Annotated in this window: 33 protein-coding genes and 2 pseudogenes; 34 read left to right on the top strand and 1 reads right to left on the bottom strand. The window is 64.4% G+C overall.

Features of this window, described 5'->3' with window-relative positions:
* The 4 genes from QF777_10355 to rpsJ all read left to right on the top strand — a co-directional run.
* On the top strand, window positions 1-156 hold a 156-nt coding region (locus QF777_10355), incomplete at its 5' end, for a 30S ribosomal protein S7 (GenBank protein MDP6911948.1).
* Window positions 157-326: 170 nt separating this feature from the next.
* A complete protein-coding gene (gene fusA / locus QF777_10350) occupies window positions 327-2,414 on the top strand; it encodes an elongation factor G (GenBank protein ID MDP6911947.1) in 2,088 nt (695 codons plus the stop codon).
* A 67-nt stretch (window positions 2,415-2,481) separates the two neighbouring features.
* Window positions 2,482-3,672, top strand: a complete 1,191-nt coding sequence (tuf, locus tag QF777_10345; protein MDP6911946.1) for an elongation factor Tu — start codon at window positions 2,482-2,484, stop codon at window positions 3,670-3,672.
* Between the two features lie 13 nt (window positions 3,673-3,685).
* Window positions 3,686-4,006, top strand: coding sequence for a 30S ribosomal protein S10 (gene rpsJ / locus QF777_10340; protein MDP6911945.1), 321 nt, complete (start codon window positions 3,686-3,688; stop codon window positions 4,004-4,006).
* Window positions 4,007-4,073: 67 nt separating this feature from the next.
* On the opposite strand, the gene QF777_10335 is transcribed toward rpsJ, so the two are convergent.
* Window positions 4,074-5,234, bottom strand: coding sequence for an AI-2E family transporter (locus QF777_10335; protein ID MDP6911944.1), 1,161 nt, complete (start codon window positions 5,232-5,234; stop codon window positions 4,074-4,076).
* Window positions 5,235-5,637: 403 nt separating this feature from the next.
* On the opposite strand from QF777_10335, the gene rplC reads away from it, so the two are divergent.
* The 30 genes and pseudogenes from rplC to truA all read left to right on the top strand — a co-directional run bounded on the left by rplC (window position 5,638) and on the right by truA (window position 21,187).
* Window positions 5,638-6,279 (top strand): 50S ribosomal protein L3, encoded by a 642-nt coding sequence (rplC, locus tag QF777_10330; GenBank protein ID MDP6911943.1) that lies wholly within the window; start codon window positions 5,638-5,640, stop codon window positions 6,277-6,279.
* Entirely contained in the window at window positions 6,279-6,962 is a 684-nt protein-coding gene (gene rplD, locus QF777_10325) for a 50S ribosomal protein L4 (GenBank protein ID MDP6911942.1), read from the top strand. Before rplC ends, rplD begins: the two co-directional genes overlap by 1 nt.
* Window positions 6,959-7,249 (top strand): 50S ribosomal protein L23, encoded by a 291-nt coding sequence (gene rplW / locus QF777_10320; GenBank protein ID MDP6911941.1) that lies wholly within the window; start codon window positions 6,959-6,961, stop codon window positions 7,247-7,249. The genes rplD and rplW overlap by 4 nt, the downstream gene beginning before the upstream one ends.
* A 4-nt stretch (window positions 7,250-7,253) precedes the next feature.
* Complete coding sequence (gene rplB, locus QF777_10315; GenBank protein MDP6911940.1) at window positions 7,254-8,090, top strand: 50S ribosomal protein L2; 837 nt, start codon at window positions 7,254-7,256, stop codon at window positions 8,088-8,090.
* Between the two features lie 6 nt (window positions 8,091-8,096).
* Complete coding sequence (rpsS, locus tag QF777_10310) at window positions 8,097-8,375, top strand: 30S ribosomal protein S19 (GenBank protein MDP6911939.1); 279 nt, start codon at window positions 8,097-8,099, stop codon at window positions 8,373-8,375.
* Window positions 8,375-8,725: pseudogene (gene rplV, locus QF777_10305) on the top strand (50S ribosomal protein L22). The gene rpsS and the pseudogene rplV overlap by 1 nt, the downstream one beginning before the upstream one ends.
* 359 nt (window positions 8,726-9,084) lie before the next feature.
* Window positions 9,085-9,711 (top strand): annotated as a pseudogene (rpsC, locus tag QF777_10300) (30S ribosomal protein S3).
* Window positions 9,712-10,017: 306 nt separating this feature from the next.
* Window positions 10,018-10,434 carry a 50S ribosomal protein L16 gene (rplP, locus tag QF777_10295; GenBank protein MDP6911938.1) on the top strand — a complete coding sequence of 139 codons (417 nt, stop codon included), beginning with the start codon at window positions 10,018-10,020 and terminating at the stop codon, window positions 10,432-10,434.
* 2 nt (window positions 10,435-10,436) lie between these two features.
* Entirely contained in the window at window positions 10,437-10,673 is a 237-nt protein-coding gene (gene rpmC, locus QF777_10290; GenBank protein MDP6911937.1) for a 50S ribosomal protein L29, read from the top strand.
* Entirely contained in the window at window positions 10,673-10,951 is a 279-nt protein-coding gene (gene rpsQ, locus QF777_10285; protein MDP6911936.1) for a 30S ribosomal protein S17, read from the top strand. The genes rpmC and rpsQ overlap by 1 nt, the downstream gene beginning before the upstream one ends.
* Window positions 10,951-11,319, top strand: a complete 369-nt coding sequence (gene rplN / locus QF777_10280; GenBank protein MDP6911935.1) for a 50S ribosomal protein L14 — start codon at window positions 10,951-10,953, stop codon at window positions 11,317-11,319. Before rpsQ ends, rplN begins: the two co-directional genes overlap by 1 nt.
* A gap of 1 nt (window position 11,320) precedes the next feature.
* Complete coding sequence (rplX, locus tag QF777_10275; protein ID MDP6911934.1) at window positions 11,321-11,635, top strand: 50S ribosomal protein L24; 315 nt, start codon at window positions 11,321-11,323, stop codon at window positions 11,633-11,635.
* A gap of 40 nt (window positions 11,636-11,675) precedes the next feature.
* Entirely contained in the window at window positions 11,676-12,215 is a 540-nt protein-coding gene (gene rplE / locus QF777_10270; GenBank protein ID MDP6911933.1) for a 50S ribosomal protein L5, read from the top strand.
* A complete protein-coding gene (locus QF777_10265) occupies window positions 12,215-12,400 on the top strand; it encodes a type Z 30S ribosomal protein S14 (GenBank protein MDP6911932.1) in 186 nt (61 codons plus the stop codon). The genes rplE and QF777_10265 overlap by 1 nt, the downstream gene beginning before the upstream one ends.
* 12 nt (window positions 12,401-12,412) lie before the next feature.
* Window positions 12,413-12,817: a 30S ribosomal protein S8 gene (gene rpsH, locus QF777_10260; GenBank protein ID MDP6911931.1), complete on the top strand. Its 405-nt coding sequence runs from the start codon at window positions 12,413-12,415 to the stop codon at window positions 12,815-12,817.
* Between the two features lie 13 nt (window positions 12,818-12,830).
* On the top strand, window positions 12,831-13,370 hold the full coding sequence (gene rplF / locus QF777_10255; GenBank protein ID MDP6911930.1) for a 50S ribosomal protein L6: 540 nt from the start codon (window positions 12,831-12,833) through the stop codon (window positions 13,368-13,370).
* A complete protein-coding gene (gene rplR, locus QF777_10250) occupies window positions 13,367-13,723 on the top strand; it encodes a 50S ribosomal protein L18 (protein ID MDP6911929.1) in 357 nt (118 codons plus the stop codon). The genes rplF and rplR overlap by 4 nt, the downstream gene beginning before the upstream one ends.
* On the top strand, window positions 13,723-14,298 hold the full coding sequence (rpsE, locus tag QF777_10245; GenBank protein ID MDP6911928.1) for a 30S ribosomal protein S5: 576 nt from the start codon (window positions 13,723-13,725) through the stop codon (window positions 14,296-14,298). The genes rplR and rpsE overlap by 1 nt, the downstream gene beginning before the upstream one ends.
* Before the next feature lie 5 nt (window positions 14,299-14,303).
* Window positions 14,304-14,498: a 50S ribosomal protein L30 gene (rpmD, locus tag QF777_10240; GenBank protein MDP6911927.1), complete on the top strand. Its 195-nt coding sequence runs from the start codon at window positions 14,304-14,306 to the stop codon at window positions 14,496-14,498.
* Window position 14,499: 1 nt separating this feature from the next.
* The gene (gene rplO, locus QF777_10235) at window positions 14,500-14,985 is read left to right on the top strand and encodes a 50S ribosomal protein L15 (protein MDP6911926.1); all 486 of its coding nucleotides are present in this window, start codon (window positions 14,500-14,502) and stop codon (window positions 14,983-14,985) included.
* A gap of 56 nt (window positions 14,986-15,041) precedes the next feature.
* On the top strand, window positions 15,042-16,352 hold the full coding sequence (gene secY / locus QF777_10230) for a preprotein translocase subunit SecY (protein MDP6911925.1): 1,311 nt from the start codon (window positions 15,042-15,044) through the stop codon (window positions 16,350-16,352).
* The gene (locus tag QF777_10225) at window positions 16,353-16,982 is read left to right on the top strand and encodes an adenylate kinase (protein ID MDP6911924.1); all 630 of its coding nucleotides are present in this window, start codon (window positions 16,353-16,355) and stop codon (window positions 16,980-16,982) included.
* 194 nt (window positions 16,983-17,176) lie between these two features.
* Entirely contained in the window at window positions 17,177-17,401 is a 225-nt protein-coding gene (infA, locus tag QF777_10220; protein MDP6911923.1) for a translation initiation factor IF-1, read from the top strand.
* A gap of 41 nt (window positions 17,402-17,442) precedes the next feature.
* Window positions 17,443-17,556, top strand: coding sequence for a 50S ribosomal protein L36 (gene rpmJ / locus QF777_10215; protein ID MDP6911922.1), 114 nt, complete (start codon window positions 17,443-17,445; stop codon window positions 17,554-17,556).
* A 12-nt stretch (window positions 17,557-17,568) separates the two neighbouring features.
* A complete protein-coding gene (gene rpsM, locus QF777_10210; protein ID MDP6911921.1) occupies window positions 17,569-17,946 on the top strand; it encodes a 30S ribosomal protein S13 in 378 nt (125 codons plus the stop codon).
* Entirely contained in the window at window positions 17,946-18,344 is a 399-nt protein-coding gene (gene rpsK, locus QF777_10205) for a 30S ribosomal protein S11 (protein MDP6911920.1), read from the top strand. Before rpsM ends, rpsK begins: the two co-directional genes overlap by 1 nt.
* Before the next feature lie 4 nt (window positions 18,345-18,348).
* On the top strand, window positions 18,349-18,966 hold the full coding sequence (gene rpsD, locus QF777_10200; protein MDP6911919.1) for a 30S ribosomal protein S4: 618 nt from the start codon (window positions 18,349-18,351) through the stop codon (window positions 18,964-18,966).
* A 60-nt stretch (window positions 18,967-19,026) separates the two neighbouring features.
* Entirely contained in the window at window positions 19,027-19,965 is a 939-nt protein-coding gene (locus tag QF777_10195) for a DNA-directed RNA polymerase subunit alpha (protein MDP6911918.1), read from the top strand.
* A 4-nt stretch (window positions 19,966-19,969) separates the two neighbouring features.
* Window positions 19,970-20,323: a 50S ribosomal protein L17 gene (rplQ, locus tag QF777_10190; protein ID MDP6911917.1), complete on the top strand. Its 354-nt coding sequence runs from the start codon at window positions 19,970-19,972 to the stop codon at window positions 20,321-20,323.
* Between the two features lie 90 nt (window positions 20,324-20,413).
* Window positions 20,414-21,187 carry a tRNA pseudouridine(38-40) synthase TruA gene (gene truA / locus QF777_10185; GenBank protein MDP6911916.1) on the top strand — a complete coding sequence of 258 codons (774 nt, stop codon included), beginning with the start codon at window positions 20,414-20,416 and terminating at the stop codon, window positions 21,185-21,187.
* Window positions 21,188-21,338 lie beyond the last annotated feature (151 nt).

Here is a 21,338-nt window from a genome sequence, read left to right as displayed (position 1 = left end):
AACTACTCACGGGATCGCCGCGAGCGGACGATGGCCGAGCGACTGGCCAACGAGATCATGGATGCCTCCAACGGCCTCGGCTCGTCGGTGAAGCGTCGCGAAGATCTGCACAAGATGGCCGACGCCAACAAAGCGTTCGCCCACTACCGCTGGTAGGCGGTTACCCGACCATCCCCCCCACCTAGACCGGCCCGGGGCGCGCACCAGATGCGTACTCACTGGCCGTCGCCGTGGCGCTCCGGCGTCTGACGGTGAACCACCTCGGGTCCCGACCCGGGACCTGACCGAACACGTCCACCGAGACAGACGAGACACCGAGCACTGAGATGGCGACGCGACACCCCCTCCAGAAAACCCGCAACATCGGGATCATGGCCCATATCGACGCGGGTAAGACCACGACGACCGAGCGGATCCTGTACTACACCGGCGTGAACTACAAGATCGGCGAGGTCCACGACGGCGCTGCGACCATGGACTGGATGGAGCAGGAACAGGAGCGGGGAATCACCATCACCTCGGCTGCCACCAGCTGCTTCTGGGACGACCACCGGATTAACATCATCGACACGCCGGGCCACGTGGACTTCACCGTCGAGGTGGAACGTTCCCTACGCGTGCTCGACGGAGCGGTCGCCGTGTTCGACGGCGTCGCCGGCGTGGAGCCCCAGACCGAGACGGTGTGGCGCCAGGCCGACAAATACAACGTCCCTCGCATGTGTTTCATCAACAAGATGGACCGCACCGGTGCTGACTTCTACTTCGTGCTGGACACCATCCGTGATCGCCTGGGCTGTAACGCGGCGGTCATCCAACTGCCCATCGGTGCCGAGGGTGACTTCGCCGGCATTATCGACCTCATCGAGATGAACGCTCTCATCTGGCAGGGTGAGGACCTCGGCGCATCCTGGGACGTCGTGGACATCCCCGAGGACATGACCGAACTGGCCGAGCAGTACCGGGCCGAGTTGATCGACGCACTGTCCGAGTTCGACGAGAACATCCTCGAGAAGTTCGTCGGCGAGGAGGAGATCACCTCCCAGGACGTTCGCAGTGCGGTCCGCTCCGGCACCCTGTCCGGCGACTGCGTGCCGATCCTCACCGGGTCGGCCTTCAAGAACAAGGGCGTGCAGCCACTGCTGGACGCCGTCGTCAAGTTCCTGCCGTCGCCGGTCGATCTTCCGCCGGTCGAAGGCGTGCACCCGCGCTCGGGCGACACCCTCGATCGTGAGGCATCGGACGACGCTCCGTTCTCTGCGCTGGCCTTCAAGATCATGACCGACCCGCACGTCGGCAAGCTCATCTATTTTCGGGCCTACAGCGGCGTGCTCGACAAGGGTTCAGCGGTGCTCAACACCCGGACCGGCAACAAGGAGCGCCTTGGTCGCGTGCTCGAGATGCACGCCAACGACCGCGAGGATCGCGACGAGGTTCGGACCGGCGACATCGTGGCCGGCATCGGCCTCAAGAACACCCGTACCGGCGACACGCTGTGCGCCCCCGACCACCCCATTGTCCTGGAGCAGTTGGAGTTCCCGGCGCCGGTTATCCACGTAGCCGTCGAGCCCCGCTCCAAGGCAGACCAGGACAAGATGAGCAAGGCCCTCTTCTCCCTGTCCGAGGAGGATCCCACCTTCACCGTCCGAAGCGACGAGGAGACGGGCCAGACGATCATCGGCGGCATGGGCGAGCTGCACCTCGAGGTGCTGGTCGACCGCATGCTCCGTGAGTTCCGGGTGGACGCCAACGTGGGCAAGCCCCAGGTGGCTTACCGCGAGACGATCACCAAGCCGGTTCTCGACTACCGCTACACCCACAAGAAGCAGACCGGTGGTTCCGGCCAGTTTGCTGAGATCGTGGCCAGCCTCGAGCCCTACGAGAACGAAGAAGAGGACTACCTCTTCGAGGACAACGTCTCCGGTGGTCGTATTCCCAAGGAGTACATCCCGTCGGTGGATGCCGGCGTCAAGTTGGCCACCACGAACGGCCCGCTAGCCGGCTTCCAGGTGCTGGGCCTCAAAGTCAGCCTGAACGATGGCAAGGCTCACGACGTGGACTCCTCGGAGATGGCGTTCAAGATCGCTGCCCAGGCGTGGTTTCGTGAGGCCATGCGTATGGCCAAGCCGGTACTGCTCGAGCCCGTGATGTCGGTCGAGGTCGTGACGCCCGAGGATTACATGGGTGACGTGGTCGGCGACCTGAACTCCCGACGTGGTCGAGTGGGCCAGATGGAAGCCCGTGGGGCCAACCAGGTGGTCAGTGCACTGGTGCCGCTGTCGGAGATGTTCGGATACGCTACCGACCTGCGGTCACGCACTCAGGGGCGTGCGACGTACACGATGCAGTTTGACTCCTACCAGCAGACGCCCGGGTCCGTACAGGAGGAGATCACCCGCCGAATCCACGGTGAGTGACCTGCCCAACCCTCTCCACCAGCAAGTCCAGTCCACAGAGAAATAAGAGAACCGAGGAAGAAGCGAAATGGCCAAGGCCCAATTCGAGCGAAACAAGCCCCACGTAAACGTGGGCACCATGGGTCACATTGACCATGGCAAGACCACGCTGACCGCGGCGATCACCAAGGTCCTGTCGGATCGTGATCCCAACTCCACCAATTTCACCGAGTTCGCGGACATCGACAAGGCACCCGAGGAGCGGGAGCGCGGCATCACGATCAACGTGAGCCACGTCGAGTATGAGACCGAGAACCGGCACTACGCCCACGTCGACATGCCGGGTCACGCGGATTACATCAAGAACATGATCACAGGCGCCGCTCAGGTCGACGGTGCGATCCTCGTGGTGTCGGCCGCTGACGGCCCGATGCCCCAGACCCGTGAGCACGTGCTCCTGGCCCGCCAGGTCGGCGTGCCCAAGATCATCGTGGCGCTGAACAAGTGCGACATGGTCGACGACGAGGAGCTACTCGAGCTGGTCGAGATGGAGGTGCGCGAGCTCCTTGGCGAGTACGACTTCCCGGGTGACGACACCCCGATCGTGCGGGTTTCGGCGCTCAAGGCCCTCGAGGGCGACAGCGACGCCGCCGACCAGATCGTTGACCTGATGGCCCAGGTGGACGAGTACATCCCCCAGCCCGAGCGTGACATCGACAAGCCCTTCCTGATGCCGATCGAGGACGTGTTCTCGATCACCGGCCGAGGCACCGTGGTGACCGGTCGTGTCGAACAGGGCGTCGTCAACACGGGCGACAGCATCGAGATCATCGGCCTCAAGGACACCCAGACGACGACCTGTACCGGCGTCGAGATGTTCCGCAAGTTGCTCGATCAGGGTGAGGCCGGCGACAACATCGGCGCCCTCCTGCGTGGCATCGACAAGGAGGAGGTCCAGCGCGGTCAGGTTCTGGCCAAGCCCGGTTCGATCACTCCCCACACCCAGTTCGAGGCCGAGGTGTACGTGCTGACCAAGGAGGAGGGTGGCCGTCACAAGCCGTTCTTCTCCAACTACCGCCCGCAGTTCTACTTCCGGACCACTGACGTGACCGGCATGATCGAACTGCCCGCCGGTACCGAGATGTGCATGCCCGGCGACAACACGACCATGACCGTCGAGCTCATCGCTCCGATCGCCATGGACGAGGGCCTTCGCTTCGCCATCCGTGAAGGTGGCCGCACCGTTGGTGCTGGCGCCGTCACCAAGATCCTGAAGTAGCAGGACGACGTAGATGCCTGCAGGGCAGAAGATCCGGATCCGACTGAAGGCCTACGACCACGAGGTCATCGACCAGTCGACGAAGAAGATCGTTGAGACGGTTCGACGGACCCAGGCCGACCTTCGCGGTCCGATCCCCCTGCCGACCGAGAAACACCGCTACACGGTCATCCGTGGCCCTTTCAAGGACAAGGACTCCCGGGAGCACTTTGAGATGCGCATTCATAAGCGCCTGCTCGACATCCTGGATCCCTCGCCCAAGACCGTGGACTCGCTGCAGCGCCTGGACCTGCCGGCTGGCGTCGACATCGAGATCAAGATCCAGCAGGTGTAAGCGCCTCCCGGGTCTGCGATCGAAGAACGAGAGTGGAAGCGCCCCTCCGGGGGCGCTTCGACCGTTTTCAGGCAGGCTCGGGCTCGGATTCGGGAGGGGCGTCGCTCCGGTCGCCGTGGCCCCGCCGTTGGCTGCTGGCCTCCTGGAGGTCCTCGGACACCACGTGGCGTTCGGCTTCTGCGGCGATCACGGCTTGGATGGTGGCGGCGGCTGGGAGGGCGAGCAGAGCCCCGACCACGCCGAGGACGGCCGCCCCGGCGATCACAGCGCCGAAGGCCACCGCCACGTGCAACTGCATGGTGTGGGCGGTGATACGCGGCCCCAATACGTAGTTCTCGACCTGCTGGTACACAGCGATCACGATGACCACCCAGAGCCCGTGGACCGGCTCGCCGAGCAGGGCGATGGCTAGTGGGAGGGCGCCGGCGATGAATGTCCCGACGACTGGTACGAACTGGGACATGATCCCCACCCACAGGGCTAGGGCGAGTGCCGACGGCAGGCCGATGATCTCGAAGGCCGCCCAGTGGACGAGCGACGATGCCAACGCCAAGATGCTCCGGGAGAGGATGTAGCCGCCGGTCTTCTCGATGGCCAGGTCCCAGACTTCGAGCACGTGGCGCTGATGGCGCTCGGCGAGGAACGAACAGATCAGCCGCCGCAGCTTGGGTCCCTCGGCCACCAGGTAGAAGGTGAAGAGCCCGACGGTGAACAACTGAAACAGGACGTTGACCACGGTGGTTCCGAAGCGAGCCAGATCGTCGGCCACGTCACCCAGCCACCCGGCGAGGGCGCCCGAGTCGTAGTTGGTCCGTAGATCGGCTAGGGCATTGTCGATGCCAAACGAGTCGGTCAGCCACTGGTCGGCGTCGGCTAGGTAGACGGGGACGTCCTCGCTGAAGTCGGTTACCTGCTCAGCCAGCAGACTGCCGACCTGGATACCGAAGCCACCCATCCCGGCCACCAGCACCATCATGGTGAGCGCCGTGCCCACCCCTCGGCGGAGGCCGGCCCGTTCGAGGCGGTTAACCGCGGGCTCGAGGGCGAACGACAGGAAGAAGGCCACCAGCACCACCAGGATGAGCGGCCGGAGCGCCTCGATAATCCCTCGGAGGTAGTAGATCGCGGCGATTCCCCCCAACAGGCTTAGGATCGCCCGTCGCGCCCACGACGGCAGAGATCGCCCCTCGTCGCTGGGCGGGAGCCGGTGGTCGGTGTTGCCGGTCATGTGTCGGGCCAGGACATGGCCCCGCGATCGTTGGAATTGAAGGGATCTCGCACTGTTGGCGACGTTATCGGTCGGCTTGGAGGCGGCCGGGGATCCTTGGTCGGTGGGAGGGCTCCGGTTGGCCATGACGCGCGGCACAACGACCTGATGGTTAGCCGGTTGTGGCCCAACCCGGACCGCCGTATCGTTGTCCCCTGCACTTCTGGCAGACCGTCCGTGGTCGGCCCGCTGGGTGAATCGACGTCCGGGTAGGCGGCGGTTTCGGGAGACCGGGACCGGCGAACCGCACGGCAAAACAGAATCGCCGCTCCGCCGGGCTTGTGCCCGTGCGGAGCGTTCGCGTGAATGGTCCGTCAGGGCCACCAATGCCGGCAGATCACCGGCACCAGTCGCAGGAGCCATCATGGCCAACAAGGCAATCGTCGGCGAGAAGGTCGGCATGACACAGGTGTGGGACGAGGACAATCGTGTCCAGCCCGTCACCGTGCTTCGTGTCCGTCCTAATCGCGTCGTCCAGGTCAAGACCACCGAGCGCGATGGTTACTCCGCACTCCAGGTCACCATCGGCCATCGTGACGCCGAGAAGCTCACCCGTCCCGAGGCCGGCCATTTCGCCGCCGGGGGGGTTGAAGCCGGCGAGCGTCTGGTGGAACTCCGAATCGATGACGTGGCTGGCTACGAGGTTGGCCAGGAGATCACCGTTGAGTCGCTCGTCGATCAGGGTCACGTTGACGTGACCTCGGTGAGTAAGGGAAAGGGTTTCGCCGGCGCCATGAAGCGCCACGGATTCAAGGGCCAGCGGGCCTCCCACGGTGCGCACAAGGTGCACCGCAAGCCGGGAGCCATCGGCCAGTGCGCCACTCCGTCCAGGGTGTTCCGGGGCAAGAAGATGCCGGGCCGGATGGGTAACCAGAAGACCACCACGTTGAACCTTCAGGTCGTGCAGGCCGATGCCGAGCGCGAGCTACTGCTGGTACGTGGTTCGGTGCCCGGTGCCCGTGGCGCCACTGTCCTCATTCGTGATGCTGTGAAGGGAGGCCGGTGATGGCGAAGATGGACGTTCTGAGTCAGACCGGCGCAGCGGCAGGTTCCGTTGATCTCGACGATGCCACTTTCGGCATCGAACCGAATGTCGCCGTGATGCACCAAGTCGTGACCGCTCAGTTGGCTGCCCGCCGGTCGGGGACCCAGAGCACGCTGACCCGGGCCGAGGTCCGGGGTGGCGGTGCCAAGCCGTGGGCCCAGAAGGGCACAGGCCGTGCCCGGCAGGGTTCGATCCGCTCGCCGCAGTGGCGTGGTGGCGGTGTCGCGCTGGGCCCCAAGCCCCGCAGTTACGCCCAGAAGACGCCCAAGAAGATGGTTCGCCTCGCCCTGCGTTCGGCGTTGAGCGACCGGGCCTCAGAGGGCAAGATTGTCGTAATCGATGGCTGGGCCTTCGATGCGCCCCGCACCAAGGACGCGGTCGCCGCTCTGGCGGCCCTCGGTATCGAGGGTCGTGTTCTGGTGGTGGCCGAGCGCTCCGACGAGAACACCTGGAAGAGCTTCGCCAACCTGGGCACGGTCCACGTGCTCTCGCCGGGCGAGCTCAACGCCTATGACGTGCTGGTCAGTGACGTCGTGGTCTTCACCAAGGCCACCTTGCCAATCGCTGCCCCGGCGGCGTCGAAGACGGTCCCGGCCGCACCGGTTGAAACCTCCGATGACTCCGACATGGGAGAAGAAGAGTGAAGGACGCACGTGACGTCATCGTTAAGCCGGTCGTGTCGGAGAAGTCCTACTCCCTGCTCGAGGAGAACGTCTATACCTTCGAGGTCGCGAAGTCGGCCTCCAAGCCTGAGATCCGTGATGCCGTCGAGTCGATCTTCGATGTGAAGGTCCTCAAGGTGAACACCCTGAATCGGGCCGGCAAGCGCAAGCGGAACCGGCGCATGCCGACGTTCGGTAAGCGCCCGGACGTCAAGCGGGCATACATCACCCTCGCCGAGGGTGATTCGATCGAGTTGTTCGAGGTCTAGGAACATGCCGCAGCGCAAGCGCAAGCCCACCAGTCCCGGCCGGCGGTTCCAGACCGTCGCCGACTTCTCTGAGATCACCAAGACGATCCCGGAGCGGTCGCTGACCGAACAAAAGAACCGCACCGGTGGCCGCAACAACTATGGCCGCAAGACCGCCCGTCACCGCGGCGGCGGCCATAAGCAGCAGTACCGGGTCATCGACTTTCGCCGCAACAAGGATGGCGTGCCGGCCAAGGTGGCGGCCGTCGAGTACGACCCGAATCGGAGTTGCCGCATCCTCCTGCTCCATTACTTCGACGGCGAGAAGCGCTACATCCTCGCCCCCAAGGGCGTCGAGGTCGGCGAGACCCTGCAGTCCGGCCAGGGCAGCGAGATCAAGCCCGGCAACGCCCTGCCGTTGCGCTACATCCCCGTCGGTACGGTCGTGCACAACGTTGAACTGCAGCCCGAGGGCGGCGGCAAGATGGCCCGCAGTGCCGGTGCCAGCGTCCAACTAGTGGCCAAGGAGGGTGACTACGCCACCCTGCGACTTCCCAGCACCGAGATGCGGCGTGTCCGCATTGACTGCCGGGCCACGGTTGGTGAGGTGGGCAATCAGGAGCACGAACTAATCAAGATCGGCAAGGCCGGTCGCAACCGCTGGAAGGGTGTCCGCCCGCAGTCCCGTGGTGTTGCCATGAACCCGGTCGACCACCCCCTGGGCGGTGGCGAAGGTAAGTCTTCGGGTGGTCGCCACCCGGTGTCACCCTGGGGCAAGCCTGAAGGCCGTACCCGTAAGCAGGGCAAGCAGTCCGACAAGTTGATCGTGCGCCGTCGTCGTCGGCGTGGATCGCGGAGGTAATCGGCGATGCCGAGGAGTCTCAAGAAGGGTCCGTTCGTGGACGACCACCTGCTCAAGAAGGTGGACGTACTTAACGAGTCCGGCGAAAAGAAGGTCATTCGAACGTGGTCCCGTCGGTCCACCATCGTGCCCGACATGGTCGGACACACGATGGGTGTACACGACGGCCGCAAGCACGTGCCGGTGTACATCACCGAGTCGATGGTTGGCCACAAGCTGGGCGAGTTCGCTCCAACGCGGACCTTCCGGCACCATGCCGGCCAGGAGAAGGGTGGTCGTCGCTAATGACCGGCCTGAAGACCAACGAGCGTCCAGGGACGCGTGCGGTCGTGAAGTACGTCCGTGTGTCACCGAGTAAAGCCCGTGCCGTGCTGGACCTCGTGCGGGGCGAGTCCTACGGTCGTGCGTCCGAGATCCTCGCCTTCTCCGAGCGATCGGTGTCTGAGGTGATCGGCAAGTGCCTGGATTCGGCAGTGGCCAACGCCGAGAACAACGACAACATTCCGGCCGAAGAACTCTTCGTGTCGGCGTGCTACGCCGACGAGGGCCCGACGCTGAAGCGCTGGCGCCCTCGTGCACGTGGGCGCGCCACGCAGATCCTCAAGCGCACCAGCCACATCACGATGATCGTGAGTCGCTACGACGATGCCACGCTCGCCGACCGGCGCGAGCGCGAAGAGGCCAAGGGCCAGGCAGGGTCGAGCGCCCATGCCGCGGAGGCCCGTCGTCAGCGTGTGGAGCGCAGCCGTGCGGCCGCTGAGGAAGCTAGCGACCACGACCACGACCACGACCACGCCGATGAGGTCGAGGCCGTGGAAACCGTTGAGGCAGAGGTCACCGTCGCCGAGCAGGCCGAAGAGCAGGTTGCCGAGCAGGCCGAAGAGCAGGTTGCCGAGCAGGCCGAAGAGCAGGCCGAAGAGCAGGCCGAAGAGCAGGTTGCCGAGCAGGCCGAAGATCAGGCCGAAGAGCAGCAGGACGAAGAGGAGTCCAACTGATGGGCCAGAAGGTCAATCCGTACGGCTTCCGTCTGGGGGTCACCACCGACTGGAAGTCGCGGTGGTTTGCCAGCCGAAAGGAGTACGCCGACAACGTCCTTGAGGACTGGAAGATCCGCGAGTACATCATGGAGGATCTGGCGCACGCGGCGATCAGCCGGATCGAGGTCGAGCGGACCAGCAACAAGTTGCGGATCGATGTCCACACGGCCCGCCCGGGCATCGTCATCGGGCGTAAGGGTTCGGAGGCCGACCGCCTCCGTTCCGGGCTGACCAAGATCAGTGGCAACCATCAGGTCCAGCTCAACATCCAGGAGATCAAGGAGCCCGAGCTCGAGGCTGCGTTGATCGCCCAGGGCGTTGCCGACCAGTTGGCTGGCCGTGTCGCTTTCCGTCGCGCCATGAAGCGGGCTGTCCAGAACGCCCAGAAGGCTGGCGCTCTCGGCATCCGGGTGCAGTGCTCGGGTCGCCTCGGTGGCGCCGAGATGTCCCGGACCGAGTGGTACCGCGAAGGTCGGGTCCCGCTGCACACGCTGAGGGCTGACATTGACTACGGCTTTCGTGAGGCCCGCACCACATACGGTCGCATCGGCGTGAAGGTGTGGATCTACAAGGGCGAGATCCTGCCCTACAAGAGCGTGCTTGAGGACAAGATCACCAAGGAGGCGGCCATGGCCGTCGGTGAGACCTCCGGCCAGACCAAGCCTCGCACCGTGGTGTCCTCGGCTGCCGCCCCCCGGCGCCCCGAGGCTGCTGAGGTGGCGGCCACCGAGCCCCCTGCGCCGGAGGTCACCGAGGCTGATCCGGCGCCGCTAGTCAAGGAGGGTGACGCCGAGTTCGAAAAGCTGCTCGCTGAGGAGGAGGCCATTGAGGCATCCACCAAGGAGAACCACGAGACGCCGCACTTCCGCGGTGGGGATGGTGACTGAGCCGTGTTGATGCCGAAGAAGGTTCGACACCGCAAGCAGCACCGCGGTCGCCTCAAGGGCAATTCCAAGGGCCAGACCGAGATGACGTTCGGTGAGTACGGAATCCAGGCTCTTGAGCCGGGTTGGATCACCGCCCGCCAGATCGAGGCTGCCCGTATCGCCATGACCCGTCACATCAAGCGTGGCGGCAAGGTGTGGATCAACGTCTTCCCGGACAAGCCCATCACCGAGAAGCCGGCTGAGACCCGCATGGGTTCCGGCAAGGGCAACCCGGAGAAGTGGGTCGCGGTGGTCAAGCCCGGACGGATCCTGTTCGAACTGTCGTACAGCGACGCGGTCGTGGCCCGCGAGGCCCTCGACCGCGCCATTCAGAAGCTGCCCATCAAGGCACGCTTCGTCGAGCGTGAGGAGGGCTTCTAGCCATGGCGAAGAAAGAGACCCTGAACACCCTCGGTGACACTGACCTCCTAGAGCGTCTGTCCGACGCCAAGGAAGAGTTGTTCAACTTGCGCTTCCAGTTGGTAACCGGCCAGCTCGAGAACTACGCGAGGGTCGGGCAGGTCAAAAAAGAGGTGGCCCGCATGCTGACTGAGCTGCGAGCCCGTGAAATCGACGCTGCCGAGGCCATTGTGGCCGGCGGCGAGGAGGTGGCCGACTGATGGCCGAGACGACCGAAACGACCGAACGTCCGAACCGCCGCAAGGTGCGTGAGGGTCTAGTGGTCTCTGATGTTCAGGACAAGACGGCGATCGTCGAGACTGTCGACCGCGTCCGGCATCGCCGGTATGCCAAGACGGTCCAGCGGACCAAGCGACTCCACGTCCACGACGAAGACAACCAGCTCAGCGTGGGCGACCGCGTGCGGGTCCAGGAGACCCGACCGCTGTCCAAGTTGAAGCACTGGCGTTTGGTCGAGATCCTCGAGAGGGCGAAGTAATGATTCAGCAGGAGACCCGACTCCGGGTCGCGGACAACTCTGGCGCCCGCGAGGTGCTCTGCATCAAGGTGCTGGGCGGCTCCAAGCGTCGTTACGCCTCGATCGGCGACATTTTCACCGCGACGGTGAAGGACGCCAATCCCGGTGCGGCCGTCAAGAAGGGTGAGGTCGTCAAGTGCGTCGTCGTCCGGACCAAGAAGGAACGTCGTCGTCCGGACGGGAGCTACATCCGGTTCGACGAGAACGCGGCGGTGCTTATCAACGACCAGAACCAGCCTCGAGGCACCCGCATCTTCGGCCCAGTCGGGCGAGAGCTACGGGACCACAAGTTCATGCGAATCGTGTCGCTGGCGCCGGAGGTGCTCTGAGATGAAGATTCGCAAAGGAGACAAGGTGCGGGTCCTGGCCGGCAAGGATGAGGGCAAGGAGGGCAAGGTGAGCCGAGCCATCCCCGCTGATGACAAAGTCATCGTGGACGGCATCAACATCGCCAAACGCCACCAGAAGCCCACGAGCGCTACGGACCAGGGCGGCATCATCGAAAAGGCGATGCCACTACACGTGTCCAACGTGGCCATCCTGAGCCCGTCGGACGGCAAGCCGACCCGCATCGGGTACCGATTCACTGAGACCGGCGACAAGGTCCGGATCTGCAAACGCACGGGGGTGGACATCGATGGCTGAGACACTCATTTCTGACTCCGGTACCACCGCAGCGGTGCGGATGCGTGTGCGTTACAACGACGAGATCCGGAGCGCGGTACAGACCGAGCTGGGCCTCGCCAACGTGATGCAGGTTCCGAGGCTGTCCAAGATCGTCGTCAACATGGGTGTCGGTGACGCCGCCCAGCAGGCGAAGCTTCTGGATGGTGCACTGACCGATCTGGAGGCCATCACCGGCCAGAAACCGATGGTGACTCGGGCCCGGAAGTCCATCTCGAACTTCAAGCTCCGCGAGGGCCAGCCCATCGGGGCCAAGGTCACGATGCGGGGCGACCGCATGTACGAGTTCCTGGACCGCCTGATCACTCTGGCGATCCCCCGTATCCGTGACTTCCGCGGGCTCAGTCCGAAGTCGTTCGACGGTAGCGGTAACTACACGTTCGGCGTGACCGAACAATTGATCTTCCCGGAGATTGACTACGACAAGGTCGATCGCACCCGGGGAATGGACATCACGATTGTGACGTCTGCGTCCGATGACGCCGAAGGGCGGGCCCTGCTCGCGGCGTTTGGTTTCCCATTCCGGAAGGAAGGGCAGTAGTGGCTAAGAAAGCACTGGTCAACAAGCAGCAGAAGACCCCGAAGTTCAAGGTTCGGGCCTATACGCGGTGTCGCCGTTGCGGCCGACCGCGTTCGGTCTACCGCGCCTTCAACCTCTGCCGGATCTGCCTGCGGAGCATGGCCCACGCGGGAGAGATCCCCGGGCTCACGAAGTCGAGCTGGTGAGGAGGGTCTGACATGACCATGACCGATCCCGTCGCTGACATGTTGACGCGCATTCGCAACGCCAACGTGGCGATGCACGAAGGCGTCAATATGCCGTCGTCGAAGCAGAAGGTGGCGCTCGCTGACATCCTCAAGTCCGAGGGTTATATCCGCGACTATGCGGTGTCGGAGGCCAAGACTGGCCCCGGCCAGGTGTTGAACATAGAGATGAAGTACTCCCCCGAGCGGGAGCGCGTCATCAGCGGCGTGAAGCGGGTCTCCAAGCCCGGCCTTCGCGTGTACAGCGCCTCCAACCGGATTCCCCGCGTGCTCGGAGGTCTCGGCGTCGCCGTGATCTCCACGAGCCGCGGACTTATGAGCGACCGCGAGGCCCGCCGCCGAAGGATCGGTGGCGAGGTGCTCTGCTACGTCTGGTAGGGAAGGAGACGACATGTCCCGAATCGGGAAGGCTCCTATCACCGTTCCGTCCGGTGTCGAGGTCCAGATCCAGGGTCGCCAGCTGGCCGTCAAGGGTCCCAAGGGCGAACTCGACATCGAGGTTCCCGGTGACATCACCGTCCGTCAGGACGGCGAGGTGCTCCTCGTGGAGCGCCCCGATGATGAACGTCAGAACCGTGCCCTGCACGGTCTGACTCGGTCGTTGGTGAACAACATGGTGGTCGGCGTGACCGAGGGGTTCTCCAAGGAACTCCAGATCGTCGGCGTCGGCTACCGAGCAGCGGCCAAGGGCACAAACGCCTTGGAGCTGCAGCTCGGATTCAGTCATCCGGTGAACGTCGAGGCTCCGGACGGCATCTCGTTCGACGTGCCGGAACCGACACGCATCATCGTGTCAGGCACTGACAAGCAGGTTGTCGGCCAGGTGGCCGCCAACATCCGTTCGTATCGCAAGCCGGAGCCCTACAAGGGCAAGGGCGTGCGGTACCTCGGCGAGCACGTGGCCCGCAAGGCCGGAAAGGCAGCCAAGTGAGCAGCCTGGATCGTTCCAAGGCGCGTCAGCGTCGACACCGTCGGGTCCGCAAATCGGTCCGGGGCTCGGAGTCCCGTCCCCGTCTTGCGGTCTTCCGTTCGGCTCGTCATATCTCAGCCCAGGTCATCGACGACCGTTCGGGTCGCACCGTGGCCGCGGCATCGACCGTTCAGGACGGTGTGGCCGAGGGTGTGACCGGGGTGGCTGCCGCCACCGAGGTCGGACGGGTGGTCGCTGAGCGAGCACGCGAAGCCGGAATCGCGTCGGTGGTCTTCGACCGAGGCGGATACAAGTACCACGGCAGGGTGGCGGCGTTGGCCGATGCTGCCCGCGAAGCCGGACTGGAGTTCTAGTGGCACAGCACAATAATGACGATGCCTCCCTCAGGGAGTCGCGGGTCATCCACATCAACCGCGTGGCCAAGGTGGTCAAGGGCGGCCGTCGGTTCTCGTTCACCGCGCTCGTGGTGATCGGTGATGGCGCTGGCCGGGTCGGCCTGGGCTACGGCAAGGCCAAGGAGGTTCCGCTGGCCATCCAGAAGGGGACTGAGGAGGCCAAGCGAAACCTGTTCAAGGTGGCGCTGACTGGTTCGACCATCATCCACCCGATCCTCGGCGTCATGGGCGCCGGGCGGGTGATGTTGAAGCCTGCCGCTCCTGGTACCGGGGTCATCGCCGGTGGCGCTGCTCGTGCCATTCTCGAAGAGGCTGGCATCCACGACATCCTGTGCAAGTCACAGGGGTCGTCCAACCACATCAACGTGGCCCGGGCCACCATCGCCGGCCTCAAGGGGCTGCGACGGCCCGACGAGATCGCCCGCCTGCGTGGCTTGGACCCGGAGGAGTTCGTGCCAGGTGCCCTGCTTGAGGCGTACCGTCGTACCGAGGCCGGCGTCGGCGTCGGCTCAGACGACACTGCGGGACGGTGAGTGACATGACCCAGTTGGTCGTTACCCAGATCCGCAGCGCCATCGGCGCCAAGCCCAAGCAGCGGGGCACGCTCCGAGCTCTCGGCTTGGGCCGGATCGGACGAAGCAACACTCTGCCGGACCGTGGTGAGATCCGGGGCATGATTGCCCGGGTTCCGCATCTGGTCCGGGTGGAGGAACTGGCCGGGGAGGCTGAGTGACATGAAGGTTCATGATCTACAGCCGGCTCCCGGCTCCACAAAGCGGGCCAAGCGTGTTGGTCGAGGTATCGGCGGGAAGGGTGGCAAGACCGCCGGTCGCGGTAGCAAGGGCCAGCGGGCCCGTAACACCGTCCGCGTTGGTTTCGAGGGTGGCCAGATGCCTCTCCACCAGCGGATTCCGAAGCTCAAGGGCTTCAAGAACCCGTTCCGCGTGGAGTACCAGGCGGTCAACCTAGACACCATCCAGGAGTGTGGCCTCGACGAGGTATCGCCCGAGGCGCTGCACGCTCAGGGCTTGGTCGGCAAGAAGTCGTTGGTCAAGGTGCTGGGTCGTGGCGAGTTGACTCGTGCGGTCACCGTGAAGGCCCACGCCTTCTCGGCGTCGGCCGAGGCGGCTATCACGGCTGCCGGTGGGACCATCGAGAAGCTTCCGCTCCCCTTCGCAGTACGTCCCGCAGCCAGCGGTAACGCGCTGATGAACCGCTAACCCGATCCATCTCGGTCTCGATCCGATAGGCGACAGGAGTCCACGTGCTGTCCAGCATGCTGAACATGTTCCGGGTTGCCGATCTGCGAAAGCGGATCGTCTTCACCCTTCTCATGATCCTGCTCTACCGGATCGGCGCGTTCATGCCCGCTCCGGGCATCGACGTCGAGCAGGTGCAGTTGCTGCGCGATCGTGCTGACCAGGGCGGCGTGCTTGCCTTCCTGCAACTCTTTTCCGGCGGGTCACTGACCAGTTTCGCCGTGTTTGCACTGGGCGTCATGCCCTACATCACCGCCTCGATCATCATGCAGGTGCTCGGCGTGGTTGTGCCCCGCATCGAGCAGTGGCAGCAGCAGGGAGCGGTCGGCCAGCGCAAGATCACCCAGTGGACCCGCTATCTGACGGTGGCCATCGCCGTCATCCAGTCCACGAGCTTTGCCTTCCTGTTCAACGACCAGGGCAACTCCATCTCCGGCCAGTCAGGTGCGAATCTGCTGCCCGACTTTCACATCGGCACGGTCAGCGTCGTCGTATTGACCTTGACCGCTGGAACGGCACTGCTGATGTGGATGGGCGAGTTGATCACCCAGAAGGGGATCGGCAACGGCATGTCACTGCTGATCATGATCTCGATCGTAAGTGGCTTCCCGGCGCAGGGTTCGTTGATCCAGGCAGAGAATGGGGCCATTGTCTCGTTGGTCGTCCTGGCCTTCCTGATGCTGATGGTGGCGGCCATCGTGTTCGTCGAGCAGGGCCAGCGCCGCATCCCCGTGCAGTTCGCCAAGCGCGTGGTGGGGCGCCGGATGTATGGCGGCCAGAACACCTACATCCCCCTGAAGGTCAACCAGTCGGGCGTGATCCCGATCATCTTCGCCTCGTCGGTTCTTTACCTGCCGGTCCTGGTGGCTGCGGCCCTTCCGTGGGACGGTTTTCGGGGCTGGATCGACAACAACCTGGCCCAGCCGGACAACGTCTTCTACTTCACCATCACCGGGCTGCTGATCGTCGGCTTTGCCTACTTCTACACGGCGATCACCTTCGACCCGGTGAAGCAGGCCGACACCATCCGCAAGCAGGGTGGTTTCGTGCCCGGCATCCGGCCCGGTCACCAGACCGAGCGGTACCTGGCCAGGATTCTGTCCCGCATCACGCTGCCCGGGGCCCTGTTCATCGCCGGTGTGGCCCTTGTGCCGTCGATCTTGATCAACATCTTCCTGGACACCAGTGCTGGTGTTGGTTCGGGTGGCGCGGCTGGCTTCGGCTTCATCGGTATCTCGATTCTCATCGCGGCGGGCGTGTCGCTCGAGACGATGAAGCAGGTCGATTCGCAGCTCACGATGCGCAACTACGAGGGCTTCCTCAAGTAGATGACCTCCGTCCGACTCGTCATTCTCGGCCGCCAGGGATCCGGCAAAGGGACCCAGGCGGGGCGTCTGGTCGAGGCCTACGGACCAGTCCACATTTCCACCGGAGACATGCTTCGTGCTGCGGTGGCCGCCGGAACCGAGTTGGGTCTCCAGGCCAAGGCGCTGATGGACGCGGGGGACCTGGTGGGCGACGACCTCATCAACTCGATCGTGGCCGAACGCCTGGTGGAGGGCGACGTGGTCGAACGTGGCTTCCTGCTCGACGGCTATCCCCGCACCCCGGATCAGGCCACCGCGCTGGAGGGCTTCCTGGCCGAGGCTGGCACGCCGTTGGACGTTGCGGTCAACCTCGATGTCCCGGTCGATGAGGTCACCGCACGCATGGTTGCCCGTGGCCGCGCTGATGACACCGAGGAGGGCATCCGCCGCCGCCTCGACCTCTATGAATCCGAGACAGCGCCGCTCCTAGCCTGGTTCGCCGAGCATGACCTGCTTGACGTGGTCGATGGCCTGGCCGACGAGGAGACTGTGTTCGACCGCCTCACCTCGGTCATCGACGGTCGCCTCCGTGTCGGAGACGCCAGAGGGACGCGGTCGGGGATGCCTGTCAGATGCGCCCCGGGAGCCTGATGACCAGTCGTTCTGTCCGCCATACCAACGGGTCGCGGGTTGGCCCCCCGGAGGGCCCCCGATAGCGTTGTCCACTGGCCTGAGCCGGGTGTGCGCCCTTTGGAGCAGCCCCCGACATCGGGTCCGGCGGATTCCCATCCACCAACTCACCCAACATCCGCCCACCAAGTCCGAAATCAACCAGGAGCACCACACTGTCGAAGCCCAAGGAAGATGCGATCGTGATGGAGGGAACGGTTCTCGAACCGCTGCCCAACGCCATGTTCCGCGTCGAACTGGAGAACGGCCACAACGTCCTGGCCCACATCTCCGGAAAGATGAGGATGCACTACATCCGCATCCTTCCTGGCGACAAGGTCCAGGTGGAGCTCACCCCGTACGACCTCCAACGAGGTCGGATCACCTACCGCTACAAGTAACCGCTACCCGTAGCCGTCACGAAGAGCAGAAGAGAACAAGCATGAAGGTCCGAGCGAGCGTCAAGCGCATCTGTGACAAGTGCCGGGTGATCCGGCGTCATGGACGTGTGCAGGTCATCTGCAGCAACCCCCGTCACAAGCAGCGTCAGGGTTAGAGGAAGCATCTCATGGCACGTATCTCAGGCGTCGACGTCCCCCGCGAGAAGCGGGTGGTGATCGCGTTGACTTACATCCACGGCATCGGCCGCACCTCCGCACTGAACATCTGCGAGGGCACCGGCGTCGACCCCACCACCCGAGTCCGTGATCTCACCGATGACGAGGTCACGGCGATCCGGGCGTTCGTTGACCAGCAGTTCAAGGTCGAGGGCGACCTCCGGCGTGAGGTCTCCCAGAACATCAAGCGCAAGATGGACATCGGTTGCTATCAGGGCCTGCGTCATCGTCGTGGCCTTCCGGTCCGCGGACAGCGCACCCACACCAACGCCCGGACCCGTAAGGGCCCCCGCAAGACAGTCGCGAACAAGAAGCAGGTCACGAAGTAATGGCGAAGCCGAGCGCTGGGGGCCGACGTCCCCGCAAGAAGGAACGCAAGAACGTCCCCCATGGCGTTGCGCACATCAAGAGTTCCTTCAACAACACGATCATCACCATCACCGACCAGGGCGGGAACACTCTGGCGTGGGCCTCTGCCGGAAACGTTGGCTTCAAGGGCTCTCGCAAGTCGACGCCGTTCGCTGCTCAGATGGCGGCCGAAGAGTGCGCCCGGCGGGCCATGGAACATGGTGTCCGCAAGGTCGACGTGGTGGTGCGTGGACCGGGATCCGGTCGTGAGACCGCTATCCTGACCATTCAGAACACAGGCCTCGAGGTGACGGGGATCAAGGACGTCACGCCGATTCCCCACAACGGCTGCCGGCCGCCCAAGCGTAGGAGGGTCTGACCGAATGTCTCGTTACACCGGCCCCCGGGCCCGCGTCTCGCGGCGTCTGGGCACCAACATCTTCGGCACCAAGGGTGAGGTCGTCGCGCTGGACAAGCGCCCGTACCCGCCCGGCGAGCACGGCCGTACCCGTCGTCGGGGCAACCCGTCCGAGTACCTGCTGCAGCTTCAGGAAAAGCAGAAGGCCCGTTTCTCGTACGGCCTGTCCGAGCGTCAGTTCCGTCGTCTCTACGAGGAGGCGAACCGCCGTCAGGGAGTGACCGGCGACAACATGCTCCAGTACCTAGAACTCCGCCTCGACAACATCGTCTACCGGGCCGGCATGGCCGCCACTCGGCCTCAGGCCCGCCAGTTGGTCAACCACGGCCATGTGGACGTCAACGGCAGCCGGGTCGATATCCCCAGTTACCGCTGCAGCAAGGGTGAGGTGATCACCCTGCGTGACAAGGCCCGCAAGATGGTCGTGGTTCAGTGGAACATCGACGTGCTGGACCGTCAGGCTCCGGCGTGGATGGACATTGAAGACGATGGCCACCGGGCCGTCATTCGTGAAATCCCGGTCCGCGAGCAGATCGACATTCCGGTCCGTGAGCAGTTGATCGTCGAGCTCTACTCCAAGTAGGCGTCCGCCTCGCGGCGCCTCCCACTCTTTCCCGATCCCCCCGAAGCGAAGGACAATCTCATGTTGGTCATTCAGCGACCCACGGTCACCGCGGTGGCAGATGCCGACGGCAATCGTCAGCAGTTCTCCATTGAACCCCTCGAGCCAGGCTTCGGCCACACGCTCGGAAACTCCCTGCGTCGGACACTGTTGTCGTCCATCCCGGGGGCTGCGGTCACCCAGGTCAAGTTCGATGACGCACTCCACGAGTTCGGCACCATCGACGGCGTCGTCGAGGACGTGACCGACATCGTGTTGAACCTCAAGGACGTGGAGCTCCGCTGCCACAGCGACGAGCCCATCACCCTGCGGGTCGACGTGCGAGGCGACACTGAGGTGACCGCTGGAGCACTTGAGACCAACGAGCAGGTCGAGGTACTGAACCCCGACCTCCACCTGGCCACGGTGACCGGCAAGGGTCGTCTGGCCCTGGAGCTGACCGTCGAGATCGGCCGCGGCTACCTCGGTTCGGACCGCGCCAGCGGCGATGCTGTCATCGGGGTGATCCCGGTCGACGCTCTCTTCTCACCGGTTCGTCGGGTCTCCATCGAGGTGGAGCCCGTGTCGGTCGGTCAGACCACGGACATGGACCGCCTCGTGCTGGACGTCACTACTGACGGTTCCATCACCCCCCGTGATGCCCTGGCTTCGGCCGGCGCCACGTTGCGGACCCTCGTCCAGCTGGTCGAGGACATGAGCGACGAGGCCCGTGGCCTTGAGTTAGGCGAAGCTGAGGAGGTAGGTGGCGGTTCTCCCGACCTCGACCTACTGATCGAGGATCTCGACCTTTCCGAGCGTCCCCGAAACTGTCTCAAGCGAGCTCAGGTCGATACCGTCGGCCAGCTCCTGGAGAAGACGGAGGACGACCTGCTGGCCGTCACCAACTTCGGCCAGAAGTCGCTCGACGAGGTAATCGAAAAGCTTGACGAGCGCGGCCTGACGCTGCGGGTCCGGGACTGACGTCATGCCGGCAACCCCCAAGAAGGGCCGTCGCTTCGGTGGCAGCTCGGCTCACCAGAAGTCGATGATGGCCAACCTCGTGGCGTCGCTGATTGCCGCTGAGGGCATCACGACTACGGAGGCCAAGGCCAAGGCTCTGCGCCCCATCGCCGAGAAGATGATCACCAAGGCCCGTAAGGGCGGTGTCCACAACCACCGTCAGGTGGTCTCGTTCCTCCGAGATCGTGAGATGGCCGCCAAGCTCTTCGACGAGATTGGTCCCCGCTACGTCGACCGTCCGGGTGGTTACACGCGGATCCTCAAGGTCGGCCCCCGCCATGGTGACAACGCGCCGATGGCTCGCATCGAGCTCGTCTGACCCAGCCCCTTTAGGGCACATCCCGCTCCAGCATGTTCGGACCGGGGTGGGAGGACCAGTTAATGAGGGTCCTGTAATGAGGGTCCTGTAATGAGGGCTAGGGCGACCGTCGCCTATGACGGGGCCCCGTTCCACGGGTTCGCCGCCAATGCAGGCGTACCCACCGTCGCCGGCTTGCTGGTCGACGTGTTGTCACGCGTCCTACGGACCGAGGTGACCCTGACGTGTGCTGGCCGCACGGACCGCGGCGTGCACGCCGTGGGCCAGGTAGTGGGTTTCGATCTGTCGGAGCGTTCGGACGCCGAGCTCGAGACGCTGCGCGACATCGTGAACCGGCGGATCGGACCCTCCGTGGTCCTGACCTCCATTCAGCGGGCCGCCGATGATTTCGACGCCCGGTTCTCGGCTACCGGTCGGACCTACCGGTACCGGATCCTGGATCGCCTGGAACCCGATCCGCTGCTGGTCACCCGGGTTTGGCACGTGGCCGAGCCTCTCGACGTGGCCGCCATGGAGGCTGCATCGGCCGACCTGGTGGGCCTGCACGACTTCACGTCGTTCTGCCTTCAGCAGGCTCCTCGACCGGACGGGTCGATGCCCACCATGATGCGGAGGGTGACCGCAGCCTCGTGGCGGAGGTTGCCCGATGGTCCGTCGGGAGCGGACCTGTTGGAGTTCGAGGTGTCCGCGTCGGCCTTCTGCCAGCGGATGGTCCGAACCATTGTTGGAACATTGGTGGATATCGGCCGCGGTGAGCTGGCCATTGACGTAATCCCCGCCGTGCTGGCTGCCGAGGATCGACGTATTGCGGCGGATTCCGCTCCGGCCCAGGGCCTTGTCTTCTGGTCGGTTACCTACGGCTGACGTTTTCTGCGGGCACCGGATCGGTTAAACGGCCAGGAATGAGCCGTGGCGCTGATAGTGGTTTCCGAATCCCGGTTTTGGGCCCGCTGTGGCACGCGTCCCATCCCAGGTCGACGGGTTGCCGGGGTCCTGGGCCGGCCCTAGCCTTGAC

This window comes from Acidimicrobiales bacterium, from assembly GCA_030747595.1.
GTDB lineage: Bacteria > Actinomycetota > Acidimicrobiia > Acidimicrobiales > MedAcidi-G1 > UBA9410.
This window is presented reverse-complemented; position numbering and strand designations above follow the sequence as displayed.